The organism is Vibrio sp. 1874 (genome assembly GCF_033344395.1).
Taxonomy (GTDB): domain Bacteria; phylum Pseudomonadota; class Gammaproteobacteria; order Enterobacterales; family Vibrionaceae; genus Vibrio; species Vibrio alginolyticus.
Map to the genome: position 1 here is coordinate 233,051 of NZ_JAWPOR010000002.1, position 13,786 is coordinate 246,836.

The window sequence follows — 13,786 nt, forward strand, 5'->3', positions numbered from 1 at the left end:
CGCCATTTGTTAAATGGAAGTTACAATGAGCATTAAAAATGAATCAATTAAAATATTGTGTCATGACAATTTCTTTGAACCCGATCATTCGGCCAGGCACCGCTAAATACATCTCCATTGGTAACTATCTTGTCGAATGTGTCCGCAGTGGTTATCTAAAACCGGGAACTCGATTACCCACACATCGTGAGTTTGCAGAACAAATTGGCGTCAGCGTACAAACGGTGAGCCATGCATATGGTTATGCAGAGAAAAAAGGGGCGATCGAGTCTTGGGTTGGGAATGGTACTTTTGTCAAATCAGGTTTTGTGGATGAAAGTACGGACACGGAGTTCATGCTGACACAAGAGATGAAAGAAACGCCGGATGAAATTGATATGTCGATTGCACATCCAGTGGTGACCGATCGCCACATTACGCTTTTTAATCAGGCGTTAATGGAGATTGCTGGGCAAACAAACAATCGTGGTTTGATCAGTAAAGCAAAGCCGGTAACTGGTCAGCCTCATCATATTGAGTCAGGGGCACGATTTCTAAGTAGCCAAGGGCTGGATGTGGGTGCCGATCAAATATTACTCACAAATGGTGCATGCCATGGTTTAACGTTGGCTTTAAGCACAGTTGTTGAACACGGTGATTTAGTTGCTTGTGGTCACTTGGTTGATCATGGCTTGATCTCTCGCTCGAGAATGCTTGGATTTAAGTTGCAACCACTTGAAATGGATGAGTTTGGTATAACGCCGGATGCATTTGAATGGGCATGTAAACACAAACCAATCAAGGTATTGTGTTGCACACCGAGCATGGCTAACCCGACTAGTGCGCATATGGATGTTGAACGCCGAGAGGCGATAGCGAATATTGCGCAGCAATACGACATCTATGTCATTGAAGATGACGTGTATGGAGCACTAGAACCTAACCGTGTCCCACCCCTTGCCACATTGTTACCCGAACAAGCTTTCTATGTCACCAGTTTAACCAAAGTTGTAGCGCCAGGCATGCGCACTGGCTATCTGACGGTCCCACGTCATTTTTTGCAGCACGCGATTGGTCGTTTAGCGGCAACGAGTTGGTCCGCGACTCCATTACCATTTGAAGTCGCTCATTTGTGGATCGAGAACGGTACGTTAAATCGACTTATTCGCTTTCAAGTCAATGAGTTTGCTAAGCGACAGCGAATAGCAAAAGCCGCTTTAGAAGGGCATGTTTATAGCTCGCACCCGAATGGACAGCACATTTGGTTGAGACTACCCGAGCAGTGGAATAGCGATGACCTGGTTGCTTCGGCAAAGCGTTCAGGGGTGCAGATCACGGGATATAAACCGTTTGTTCTCGATACAAATCAGCCAATGCCTTACGTGCGAATCAGCTTGGGAGCAGAAACAAACCGAGGCTACATCAAACACGGGTTATCTGTGATTGCTGAAATTCTCGATACCAACCCTCCCACCTCACACTTTTTGGTCTGAGCGATAGGTTATTTATGCTTTTATCTGATGGGCTTAAACGTTTGTAACTGAGTTTTTTCTTGTCGCCATTGTCTCGGCGATTTCCCCGTCCAACGGCGAAAGTGGCGGCTGAAGACCGCAGTTTCTGCATAGCCCAGTTGCAACGCGATATCGGTAATACTCTGGATATTCTCATGCAATCGCTGTTCGGCGAAATCCTGACGCACTTGTTGTAAAAGCTGCCGATAATTTGTGCCCTGTTGTTTCAGCTTGTTTTGCAGCATTCTCGGATGCAGGTCCAATGCTCTTGCAACGCGCTCAACGCTGCATTCTCCGGTTGAGAGCAGACGGCCAATCATGTTTGCTGCTTGGTCACTGAGATTGTTGGGGTAACGGGTTTGCAGCTCTTTGAGGTGCTGTTGAAAATGGCGCTCTAGTGCGTCTTCATCTTGGTGGTTCCTAGCGTTAAGCAGAGTCGCTTTAAGTAGGATACCGTCAAACTTATCGCCGAAACGCAGTTTGCTCTGCTGGGCAAATTCGCTCTGTTCTGTCTCGAAGCTCGCGTGTTGGGTGAGGTGTAAAGAGAAGTGACTTGCTTCAATATCAAGCAGACTGGCAATAAACATCGCCAGATGCGACACACTGAGCTGCATCAACTGCGCGATACCTCGTTCGCTGTGCACATCAATATTGAGCGACAACCGTACCCAATCATCTTGTGGCGTCATGTTGAGAGTTACCCCTGACGAATGTAGATAGAGAAAATCATTCACCCGCGCCAAGGCATCACCAACCGTTTCCGCGCGAGAAACCAGCATTGGTAAGTCCCCCAAGCTTTGTAGGTTTTGACGCTCAGCGAGTAACGCACCAAACAACGGTTGCTGACAACGAGCAGCCGCTTCCTCCAGCAATTCAGCCAGCCTAGGGTAGGCGAGATACGTATCGGGATTGCGAAACTGCGCCGCAGACAGCCCGACGGCAGCCATAATCTCAACCGGATTCTGCCCCAGTTCGGAAACCAAGCTATCAAATTTATCGGCAGCGCCACTTCGTACGATATACATGTCTCGATTTTTAAATGTTAACAGGTTGTAAATCGCAATGTGTCAAATTTACTTCGCAAAAGGTCAAGTGAGTGTCAGTGAGTTGATCTAGGTTACATTTTGATAACAAAAACGCATGAATGAGAAGGTGTATGGAACTTATCAATAAAACGGCCATCGTGACTGACGCTGCGGGTGGAATTGGGCAAGCTATTATTGCAAAGCTAAGAGAGCAAGGAGCCAAAGTGCTTGCTGTAGATATTTCAGAGCAATCACTGCAAATGTACGCAAGTTTTGGCCCTAAGCAGTTGGAAACCTTTGTTGCGGACGTCACCGATTACCAACAAGTCGAAGCCATGGTGAAGTACGCGGTCGAACTATTTGGCTCACTTGACATCATGGTCAACAACGCGGGCATCGGTGCACCGAAACCTCTGCTTGACCACGACCCAATTGCTGATTTTGAGCCGATCTCAAAGGTCAACCAAAATGGTGTCTACTACGGAATTCTCGCCGCTGGGCGACAATTCCAAGCGCAAGGCACGCCGGGCGTGATCCTCAATACTTCTTCTGTTTACGCACGAATGGCGTCTGAGATGACCTTTACCTACAACGTCAGTAAAGCCGCAGTCGATATGATGACCAAATGCGCCGCATTAGAACTCGCACCATTGGGTATTCGTGTTTGCGCTGTCGCTCCGGGACGCGTTGATACTCCGATGTTAAGGCAATACGAAGAGATTGGCCTGTGGGACCACATCCGCAAAGAACAGATGCGTCAAAACTTCACACAACCAGAAGAGATTGCTGATGTGGTGGCGTTTCTGGTCAGCGAGAAAGCCAACTGTATCAACGGTTGTACCATCAGCGCATCTGACGGTTTCGAGAATTTTAAGTACCCACTTATGGGATAGGCGAGTACGCCACATTACAGCAACAGCGAGGATGTAAGTTATGTCATTACCAGAAGTTATTCAGCACCAAGATTTCTTATTAACTCTTAATACCAATGAAGAGTCGATCATCAAAGACGCATTACCGGGTGTGGATGTTTACCCGTTGTTTCTTGACCCAGAAAACGGAACTTGGGTGATACGCGCCAAGTTCAAACCGGGCGTGACTTTACCTAAGCACTTCCACACTGGTGTGGTGCATTTCTATACACTGAGTGGCGCTTGGCACTACATTGAATACCCAAACCAAGTCCAAACCGCTGGTAGTTATTTGTATGAGCCAGGTGGTTCGATTCATACCTTTCACTGTCCAGAAGAGTCGGGTGGTGCAGATGGCTTTATGGTGATCCAAGGTGCGAACATTAACTTTGACGACGAGGGTAACTTCATCAACATCATGGATGCAGGTTGGATTGAGCAAGTTGTTATTGCAACAGCGAAAGCACAAGGCTTCACTGCGCGCTACATCAAACCGGGTGCGATTGCTGGCCTAAGCGATGAGCTAGCGGAGTAACCCCATGCAACAGATGAACAGTATCATAATGCAGGATGGTAGTGTCCGCCTGAAGCAAGTCGAAATCCCCAAACCTGCAGCGGGACAAGTGTTGGTTCGTAGTCTAGCTTGTGGCATTTGTGGCTCCGACCTTCACATTACTCGACACGCGGATGAGGTATTTGATGTATTCCACCAGCTCGGGTTGATGCCTGATGAAGCCGGTGAGCACGCTCAAGTGATGTTGGGGCATGAGTTCTGCGCGGAAATTATCGAATACGGTGCCGATACGCAGCAAACGTTGTCCGTTGGTAGCCGAGTCACCTCAGTGCCGATGTTGCTCAGCCAAAATGGCGCGGGCGTTGGTGTTACTCCGGGTACTTATGGCGCTTACTCTGAGTATTTCCTGCTTGATGAAGCGTTATTGCTACCTGTGCCAGACGGAATGCCGTCTGAGGCGGCGGCATTAACCGAACCACTAGCGGTCGGTTTGCACGCGGTCAACCGCAGTGAAATCGAAACGGAAGAAACAGCGCTGGTTGTCGGTTGCGGCCCTATAGGGCTGGCGGTGATTGCTGCACTGAAACAACGTGGCGTCAGCAATATTCTTGCGGTCGATCTTCAGGAAGAAAAGCTGCAACTTGCCAGCGAGTTTGGCGCAAATCGATTGATCAACCCGACCAAGGAAGACGAGATCGCCGTCGGGGCACAGTACGCGATGAATTCACGCTTGGTCATTTATGAGTGTGTTGGCAAGCATACCTTGATTGACGATTTTCTGCGCCGCGCTCCTGCCCGAGCGCGAATCGTCATCTCGGGTATCCATACGACACCCGCAATCATTAACTACGCGTACGCGACGGTAAAAGAGCTCGACTTGAGATTCTCTTACTACTACCAACCGCACGAGTTTGAGCAATGCCTACAAGCGATTGCCGAACATAAGTTGCCTTGGCAGAAAATGCTCACTGCCAAAGTAGGGATCGATGGTGTGGAAGATGCGTTTAGACAGTTAATGACTCCCAATGACCACATCAAAGTGGTTATCGAACCTTGGCGCAGCGGCGCGTTAGAAGTGATTTAACTCTTAGCCAGATTAAGCTAGCTAAAACCAATTTTAGTTTGGTGACAGCCCCAACCGTAGCAGCTAGGTTGGGGCTTTTTTGTTAGGCCTGTTCTGCGCATTCCTGTTGCAGAGCAGGGTAATCGGTGTAGCCTCGTTCGTTTCCGCCAAACAACGTTGAGCCATCGAGTTCTGCCAACGGATGGTGATGTTGCAAGCGAGAGACTAAGTCTGGGTTTGCTACGAATGGCCGTCCGAATGCGACAAGATCCGCGTAGCCTTTCTCTAATACTTCGTTTGCTCGTTGAGGATCGTAGCGACCGGCAACAATAATAGCGTTGCGAAAGCGCTTTCTAAGTTCGATTCGAAACGTCTCAGGAATCGTTGGTGCATCGGCCCAATCGGCCTCGGACAAGTGCAAGTAGGCAATGTCGCGCTCCTGTAGCTGTTTTGATGCTTCCAAGATTGTTGGAACGATATCTGGGCAGTCCATATCTTTAAACGTAATGAATGGTGCCAGTCTCACTCCAACTCGATGCGCACCAATAGCGGCGATAACTGCATCCACTACTTCGATAAGAAAACGGATACGATTTTCTCGTGAACCGCCGTAGTTGTCTATTCGATGGTTTGAGTTGGTTCTTAAGAACTGATCGATCAGATACCCATTCCCGCCGTGGATTTCTACACCATCAAAACCCGATTCAATAGCGCGTTTGGCTGCGTTCGCGAAATCACCGACAACTCGGTTGATATCCGCTTGTGTCATGGCGCGTGGCTCAACACAATCGACCATATTGCCGTTGCCTTGTTCATCTGCAATCCAAACTTGCGTCTCTACCGGAGCGAGCGCAGATGGCGCGATAGGCTGTTCACCATTTTGGAATGTTGGGTGAGACACTCTGCCCACATGCCATAGCTGACAAAACATCGCTGCGCCTTGTGACTTGACCGCTTGGGTCACACCCTGCCAGCCCGCCACTTGCGCATCGGTGTAAACGCCAGGGGTGAACGAATAGCCTTGAGAATCGTCCGAAATTTGTGTGGCTTCGGAAATGATCAGCCCGGCAGAAGCGCGCTGTTGATAATACGTTGCCATCATCTCATTCGGGATGTTGCCCGGCTGAGTGGTGCGTGCGCGAGTCATTGGTGCCATGACAATGCGGTTTTGTAGTGACAACGCTTTCAGTTGAGCTGGTTCAAACAGCTTATTTGTTCTTTGTTTCATGATGCGCTCCTTAGATAAGTACTGGCACGTTGGTCGCTTTACGAGCGGTTGCCATCCAGTGAAGTACGGCTGGATCCCATTGCACTTCGGGCGCACTGAAAAAGCCGCGTAGAATGGAAAACATAATGGCTTGATCAACCAGTGACGTTTGCTTTTCTGAACTTAGGTTGAGCAAGGGTTTAGTTTGTTCTATCAAAGCGGCGACTTCTTTCGCAATCGCAGGTGTATCGTTAATCAAAGCTTCAAAATTTAACGCTTCGGTTTCTTTTTTTGCACGCCATGCTTGTTTAGCGGTTTCTGTTGCAAATTCCGGTAACGTCATGTTTGACCAACGCGGATACCCGACTTTTTGTAGCGGTAAAAATGCTTGTTTTTGCCAGTCTAAAACCGGTGTTGAGGGTTGGCTGTTTTCGCTGGAAGATGCCAATTCAAGGAAGTAGTTGATGATGTCTAAGCTTTCCGCCATGGCTTCACCATCGTCTTTGATCAAAAGAGGAACTTGTTTTGCGCCGATGAGGTTTGTGGTGGTGCTCTCGTCGTCATAAGCAATGTTGATGACGTCGAGCTGAATATTCAGCATGCCTGCAACAAAACGGACGCGGGCGCTAAAGGGGCAATGTTCATAAATGTACAGTTTCATTTTTGTTTCCTATCTCTTGGCTGGGCAGGGCGTGTTGTTGTGCGTTGAACAGCGTTACGGCGTTTAACTTTGCCCTGTCACATAACGTTCTGGGTCTAAACAATGTCGATAGGGTCAGTATATGGATTCGATTTAATTTGATAATTGAGTAATATCTGAATTGATTATTCAGTTTTTTCAAATAATAAGGGCGCGAAGATGGATAAGTTTTCGGATATGACGTTGTTTGTCAGCATCGTTAAACATCAAGGTCTGGCAGCGGCGGGAAGGGAGTTAGGTTTGTCTCCGGCGACGGTAACGGCAAGGCTGCAAGCGATAGAAGAACGCTATGGCGTAAAGCTGCTCAACCGAAGCACACGCCACGTATCACTGACAGACGCAGGGGCAATGTACCATCAAGCTTGTCTGAACATCATTGATAGCGTGAAAGAGACGGAAAACTTACTGCAAACGGGTATTTCGGAAGTGCGCGGAACGTTGAAAATTTCAGCTCCACGAGATATTGGCAAACAAATTATTTCGCCGATGGTGTCGGCTTTTTCTGAGCAATATCCGGATGTGACGCCTTATCTTTATCTTAATGACAATTTATCGAACTTGGCTGAATCGGGGCTCGATTTGGTGATTCGTTACGGCGAGTTAGCGGACAGCAATCTCATCTCGCGCAAGCTCGCGTCGAGTCAACGCGTGCTGTGCGCGTCACCTGATTACTTGGCGAAGCAAGGTGTCCCAAACTGCCCACAAGATCTCGCGGATCATCGCTGCTTAGCCATGGTGCGCAGCAATGAAGAATTAAAAACGTGGCACTTTAAAGATGAAGAGTCTCACCAAACGATCACGGTCACGCCAAAGCGCTTTTCTGATGATGGTGAAGTGATTCGACAATGGGCGTTGGAGGGGGCGGGGATTGCGTTGAAATCGATTTTAGATATTCAGCAAGACCTCAAACAGCAACGTTTAGTAACGGTTTTGGATGGGTATATGAAAAACTTCAGCGCCTTTTCGCAAGGCGCTGAAGCGGATCTGCATGTCATTTATCAAAGCCGTCAATATCAACCGAAAAGAGTTCGCCTGTTTTTGGACTTTCTAGTTGAGCAATTTAGCGCGCTGAGTGATGCCAGCAATCAGATCTAGATGCGATTCCGAGGTTTCTCGGCGGTGGCGATAAATCCCGACGGTGCCAGGGTTTGGTTCGTTTTCCATGGTTAAGCATCGTAAGCCAAAGGATTCCAAATACGGTTGCAGATGGCGGGTATAAGACATCACCGCGACGCTTTCTTTCAGTACATCAATGCTGGCGAGCAGAGAATCCACTTCGTAAGTCGGTCTGTCATCCAGTTGCTGCCTTTCGCGTTCATTTTGTTTCGGGATTGGGTTGTCGATGACGTGAGCGAATTTCTTAGCGTCATAAGTGACCGAAAGAGCGGGGTATTCGTGCAGCATTTCTTCGGTGACGGTTTTCCCTAGCAGTGGATGGTTTGAGGAAACAAAATAGGCATCAACCGTTTGAAATAGCGGAATAAACGTAACATCGCATTTAGACGACAAGCCGACAATCTCGTGGCCGATGAAGAATTCAATCTGTTCGTTGATTAATGAATCCATCAAGCCTAAGTGGTTGCCAAATTCGACGTGTGTAGATGCCGATGGCTGCTTGGTCAGATGTTCATTGAGTGCTTGTTTGACGAACAGCGGCCACCACGCATCGCCAGTACCCATTTTAATTTTTCCGACTTGATACTGTTTCCGTTCATCAATGCTTTGCATCATTTGGTTGTATTCATGCTGCATCGCGTTGCTATGGCGATAGAGGATGCGTCCGTATTCGGTCAACACCATGCCATTAGGATGACGTTCAAACAGCGTCACGCCGAGATTCTCTTCCAGCTTCTTTAAATTGCTTGTTACCGTTGGCTGGCTTAACCCTGCCATTCTTGCCGCAGCACTGATGCTTTGGCAGCGTGCAACCAGTAAAAATTGCTGCAGAGATTTGTCCATTTTCTTTCCCCTCTAAGAACGAGGGGTATTTTGCACAATTTCATTTATAAATCACAAATCTGTAATCTCATTTGATTGAAATTATGCGCATTTCATAGATCTACATCACTGTTGGGGTTTGACGTATAGATGTTATCTATAGCTCGCTCCTGACTTCCTATTTTCCCCTCAAAAAGGTGTTCTTTAGACTGTCGCCAAAATAACAATCTAAGGGATGAACATGAAACCGAGTTTTATTGCGCTTGCTGTCGCGTCTTGTATTGGTCTTGCTGGGTGTGGGTCAGATTCTTCTGATGCGCCAATGCCGGTCGACAAACCAATTATTTCAGCCGACTTATATTTACGCGGTTTAAATGGGGATTGGGGCACGGCAGAGCATGCCAAGCTAAACTATTTGGGTAATAACGAGTACGAAACCGTACTGCGCGTCGCTCGAGGTAGCAATCAGTTCAAGATTGCTGATCCGGGTTGGCAGATCCAATACACCTATTTTGAGGAGCCCGCGGCGTTCGATAAAGCTCAAGAGTACCTGCCAAAACCAGACACGAATGAAGCGTGTATGAACGATGATTGCAACTCTGAGATCACGTTTGAAGACAAAGGGTATTACAAGTTTTCTGTGAGCTTTGCCGATGAAAGTCGCGCGACAATGACTGTGACGAAAGCAACGCAAGAAGAAGCGGAAAAATACTACTCTGATGCGATTCTCGACCCTGCAATGGTGCATCAAGGGCATCAGGATAAAGAAGTGAAACTGTTCGCCAATTACGATGACTCGAGTGATACCGTGATTTTTTCGGTGAAAGATCCTAAAGCTGAACTGCGTGAATTTGGTATTTCAACGACGACAGAATTGCGTGATGCGCTCGACCAAGGCTTAGTGATTAATGAACAAACAGGGCCGCGAGTGGTGTCGGGCGATGTCGCGTTTGACGCGTTGTTTGCGTTGACGATGAAAGAGCTAGACCAGCTTGCCGTTTCTGAAATCAAAGACGGCAATTACAACTACAACAACCCAATCAAAGCGGAAGTTTTTGAGACGGGCGCGAAGTGGCATTACGTATGGACGCGTGATTTGGCGTACGCAGCAGACCTTTCGCTTGCATTGATGAATCCAACTCGCGTGCAAAATGGTTTGAATTTCAAATTGTCCGCTTTCCGCGATACGACCGATCAGCAATACGATGGCGAGCAGATTGTGCAAGATACGGGCACGGGCGGTAGCTGGCCAATCAGTACCGACCGCACGACTTGGGCGCTTGGTGCAGAACGCTTACTTTCGGCATTGGATGGGGAAGAGTACAACCAATTTGCCGAGCGCGCTTACAAAGCGATCAGTAATACACTTGAAGCCGATCGCCTGGCGGCTTTTGATGCGAAATCTGGTTTATACACCGGTGAGCAATCATTCCTTGATTGGCGTGAGCAAACGTATTCAACGTGGACGCCAAACGATGTCAATGCGATTGGTAGCAGCAAAGCGTTATCGACAAACGTGGTTCACTACCGCGCGATTCAGCTCGCGGCTAAGTTGGCAGAGAAGTACGATTCAACCAACGCGGTCAAATACACCGAGTGGGCTGCACAGCTAAAAACCGCTATCAACGAGCAGTTTTGGAATGCCGAACGCGGTATGTACGTAAGTTATTTGTTTGATAATGGCAAAGACATCGCGGTCGACAAATATGACATGTTGGGCGAAGCACTTGCGATCATCAGTGGTGTGGCAAGTGATGCGCAGGCGAAACAAATCATGGCCAATTACCCACACAGTGAGTTTGGCGTGCCGGTTTACTTCCCTCAACAACCGGACGTGCCTGTGTACCATAATCGCGCAATTTGGCCATTTGTTACCGCGTACAGCTTGCGCGCCGCGCATCAAACACAAAATGTGGCAGCAGCGAACAATGCCATTCAATCGTTGGTTCGTGGTACGGCAACTAATTTATCCAACATGGAAAACTTAGAGTGGCTTTCTGGTAAGTCATTCATCATCCATAGTGATCATGGTGAAGATCCAAGCATGGATGGCCCAGTTATTAACTCTCAGCGTCAGCTTTGGTCTGTGGGTGGCTACTTGAACATGGTGGTAGAGACCCTATTCGGCATCCATACCGAAACGGGCAAGTTGGAAGTGAAGCCGTTTATCACAAGTTGGGTGCGCAATAACTTGTTGGCTCAGTCTGAACAAATCACGTTGGAAAACTTTGCCTTCAAAGGAAAGAACTACTCGGTAACGATTGACTTGCCTGAAGTAAGCAAAGATGACACAGGTTACTACCCAGTTGAAAATGTCACGATGGACGATGAGGGGCATTTCCACGTGACATTGGGCGCGCTTGTGAATGTAGATAGCAGCATTACTTTAGTTTCTGGTGTGAAACCGTACGCAAGTGAAGATAGTCGCGTTTATTCTCCGCAAGAGCCAACATTGGTGGTAAAAAGCGTTGATAATTCGGTTTCGATTGACGTGACGAGTAAGTACAACGTGAACTTGTATCGCAATGGCGAGCTGATTCAAAAGAACGTGATTGCTCAATCTTATTCCGATACGCCAATAGGTTTTGCTTGTTATTTGGCTGAAAGCATTAACGATAAAGGCTTCCGTTCTAACCCAAGCCAACCTGTTTGTGTCGGTGAAGAGATCCGCATCAAACTCGATGGCGAATATCAGCCACTCAAAGACAATGTCTCAGTGGTTACGGTGAGTAAAGACAGTGGCATCGTAAAAGGTACAGAGTCGTTTACAGCGCCTGTAACGAGCACTTACCAGTTCGATGCTTGGTACAACAATAACCTAGGGCAACTTAATACTGGCATCACGAACACCGCGAAATTGTTAGAGGTATTGGATGATGCAGGTAAGGTGGTTGGCCAAGGTTACTTGCAGATGGGCCATATTGGTGAAAACCAAGGTATGCGTTACTCAACGCCAATTGAAGTAGCGTTGGAGCAGGGAAAAACCTATCAGATCGCGCTGAAGGACCACTTCAATATGAGTTACCTCAAATCGAATGAAACCTACATTTACGCTGGTGGTATTGAGGGTGAAAAGAACGAAGCGCAAATCGCAGATATTCGAATCACACCTTTAATGTAGACTGTTTTAACAAAGCTGTATTCTAAAAAACTGTGTTTTAAGAAAAAAAGCCGCTGAGATTATCAGCGGCTTTGTTGTATTTGCTATCGGTGGCCGTTTACAGGTTAGTTTGCAGCTTGCGGACGAGGCTTACGGCGCTGACCTGACGGTTTGTTTCCTGCAGGCTTAGCATTGTTTGGCTTGCGGTTACCAGACGGTTTACCAGCGTTGCCACTCTTATTACCGTTTGGTTTATTTCCATTCGGTTTATTACCATTTGGCTTGTTGCCGTTAGGTTTGCGGTCATCTGGTTTACTGTTTGCACGACTTTGGCCTTCACGGTTGCCTTTAGGCTTGCCTGCACCGCCTTGGTTGGTGCTGTTTTTGTTGCCGTTGCTACCACCGTTGAAGCGACGTTTGGGTTTGTTTGCACCATTGCCTGCTTTCTTTTCGGCTGCTGGGGCATTTTCACTTGCAGCATTTGGCGCTTTTGGTTTTTTCGGCTTCTTAGGTTTTTTCGGTTTGATTGGGCGCGTATCCAGTTTAGATTCTGGCACCACATTGGTTGGCGCAAAACCTTCCAACTTTTTACGTGGTAGTACTTCTTGAATCAAACGTTCAATCGCAAACAATTCAGATGCTTCTAGCGCACACACCAGTGAAATCGCTTCACCTACTTCGCCCGCGCGGCCAGTACGACCAATACGGTGAACGTAGTCTTCTGCCACTTTCGGTAGCTCAAAGTTCACCACTTGCGGTAATTGCGGAATATCGATACCGCGCGCAGCAATGTCCGTCGCGACCAACACACGAATTTCACCCGATTTAAAATCCGCCAGTGCTTTGGTACGCGCGCCTTGGCTCTTGTTGCCGTGGATGGCAGCAGCCGGTAGATTTTGTTCGATCAGGAACTTCGCCAGACGGTTTGCGCCGTGTTTCGTTTTCGTAAACACCAGCACTTGCTTCCAATCGCCGTCTTTGATCAATTTAACCAACATCGGTGCTTTCTTCTTCACGTCTGCTGGGTAGATGCTTTGCTCAACCGTTCTCGCCGTCGAGTTTTCCGGGTTAACGGAAATCTCAACCGGGTTGTTCACCAAGCCTTTCGCAAGGTCGCGGATTTCATCCGAGAAAGTTGCAGAGAAAAGTAGGTTCTGACGCTGTTTAGGTAGCAGAGCTAGGATCTTACGAATGTCACGGATAAAGCCCATATCTAGCATGCGGTCTGCTTCATCGAGCACTAGCACTTCCAGTTGGTCGAACTTCACCGCATTTTGGTTGTACAAATCCATCAGGCGCCCTGGTGTCGCGACCAACACATCCGCACCTTTGCGAAGACGCTGCATTTGCGGGTTGATCTTCACACCACCAAAAACCACCGTACTGCTTAGTGGAAGGTGACGGCCGTACATAAACACGTTTTCTTGCACCTGAGCCGCAAGTTCACGCGTTGGCGTCAGGATAAGTGCACGAACTTGGTTAGCACGAACGCGAGGGCCGTTCGATAAACGCTCAAGAATCGGTAGCGTAAAGCCTGCGGTTTTACCTGTACCAGTCTGCGCTGCTGCCATTACGTCTTTCCCTTCCAAAATAGCAGGAATTGCTTTTGCCTGAATTGGCGAAGGGGTGTCGTAGCCTTTTTCTTGAATAGCTTTAAGGATTGGAGCAGATAGACCTAACGAGGTAAAACCCATATGTATGATTCTCAATTGTAGAGTTAGATAACAACGCGCCGAAAACAAATCGGTGCGAAAAGTGCGACATTCTGAGGCTTTTACGCGCAGGCTTCAACTAATTCCGTCATGGATAAATATTTGAACTGGATCTCATTTCTTTTT

11 protein-coding genes are annotated in these 13,786 nt (G+C 47.8%); 6 read left to right on the forward strand and 5 right to left on the reverse strand.

Annotation, left to right across the window (positions count from 1 at the left end; genetic code table 11):
- Positions 1–38: 38 nt before the first annotated feature.
- Positions 39–1,472 carry a PLP-dependent aminotransferase family protein gene (locus tag R8N46_RS05060; protein WP_080996739.1) on the forward strand — a complete coding sequence of 478 codons (1,434 nt, stop codon included), beginning with the start codon at positions 39–41 and terminating at the stop codon, positions 1,470–1,472.
- Positions 1,473–1,492: 20 nt separating this feature from the next.
- Here R8N46_RS05060 and R8N46_RS05065 read toward each other — a convergent pair whose 3' ends face one another.
- Positions 1,493–2,515, reverse strand: coding sequence for a helix-turn-helix domain-containing protein (locus R8N46_RS05065; protein ID WP_213972245.1), 1,023 nt, complete (start codon positions 2,513–2,515; stop codon positions 1,493–1,495).
- 131 nt (positions 2,516–2,646) lie between these two features.
- On the opposite strand from R8N46_RS05065, the gene R8N46_RS05070 reads away from it, so the two are divergent.
- From R8N46_RS05070 to R8N46_RS05080, 3 genes are read left to right on the forward strand one after another with little or no spacing between them, the layout of a single operon-like run.
- Positions 2,647–3,408 carry an SDR family NAD(P)-dependent oxidoreductase gene (locus R8N46_RS05070; protein ID WP_086047528.1) on the forward strand — a complete coding sequence of 254 codons (762 nt, stop codon included), beginning with the start codon at positions 2,647–2,649 and terminating at the stop codon, positions 3,406–3,408.
- Between the two features lie 40 nt (positions 3,409–3,448).
- Complete coding sequence (locus R8N46_RS05075; RefSeq protein ID WP_053304588.1) at positions 3,449–3,961, forward strand: 2,4'-dihydroxyacetophenone dioxygenase family protein; 513 nt, start codon at positions 3,449–3,451, stop codon at positions 3,959–3,961.
- Positions 3,962–3,965: 4 nt separating this feature from the next.
- Positions 3,966–5,024: a zinc-binding dehydrogenase gene (locus R8N46_RS05080; protein ID WP_053307200.1), complete on the forward strand. Its 1,059-nt coding sequence runs from the start codon at positions 3,966–3,968 to the stop codon at positions 5,022–5,024.
- A gap of 82 nt (positions 5,025–5,106) precedes the next feature.
- On the opposite strand, the gene R8N46_RS05085 is transcribed toward R8N46_RS05080, so the two are convergent.
- The gene (locus R8N46_RS05085) at positions 5,107–6,231 is read right to left on the reverse strand and encodes an alkene reductase (protein ID WP_053307201.1); all 1,125 of its coding nucleotides are present in this window, start codon (positions 6,229–6,231) and stop codon (positions 5,107–5,109) included.
- A 10-nt stretch (positions 6,232–6,241) separates the two neighbouring features.
- Positions 6,242–6,871, reverse strand: coding sequence for a glutaredoxin 2 (grxB, locus tag R8N46_RS05090; protein WP_015312939.1), 630 nt, complete (start codon positions 6,869–6,871; stop codon positions 6,242–6,244).
- A gap of 198 nt (positions 6,872–7,069) precedes the next feature.
- Here grxB and R8N46_RS05095 point away from each other — a divergent pair, with 198 nt between their 5' ends.
- Complete coding sequence (locus tag R8N46_RS05095; RefSeq protein ID WP_140101799.1) at positions 7,070–8,005, forward strand: LysR family transcriptional regulator; 936 nt, start codon at positions 7,070–7,072, stop codon at positions 8,003–8,005.
- On the opposite strand, the gene R8N46_RS05100 is transcribed toward R8N46_RS05095, so the two are convergent.
- Positions 7,958–8,869 carry a LysR family transcriptional regulator gene (locus tag R8N46_RS05100; protein WP_029852941.1) on the reverse strand — a complete coding sequence of 304 codons (912 nt, stop codon included), beginning with the start codon at positions 8,867–8,869 and terminating at the stop codon, positions 7,958–7,960. The genes R8N46_RS05095 and R8N46_RS05100 overlap by 48 nt on opposite strands.
- 220 nt (positions 8,870–9,089) lie before the next feature.
- Between R8N46_RS05100 and R8N46_RS05105 the strand changes: the two genes are divergently transcribed.
- Complete coding sequence (locus R8N46_RS05105; protein WP_318098355.1) at positions 9,090–11,969, forward strand: MGH1-like glycoside hydrolase domain-containing protein; 2,880 nt, start codon at positions 9,090–9,092, stop codon at positions 11,967–11,969.
- 104 nt (positions 11,970–12,073) lie between these two features.
- Here R8N46_RS05105 and R8N46_RS05110 read toward each other — a convergent pair whose 3' ends face one another.
- Positions 12,074–13,642, reverse strand: coding sequence for a DEAD/DEAH box helicase (locus R8N46_RS05110; protein ID WP_213972243.1), 1,569 nt, complete (start codon positions 13,640–13,642; stop codon positions 12,074–12,076).
- Between the last annotated feature and the right edge of the window lie 144 nt (positions 13,643–13,786).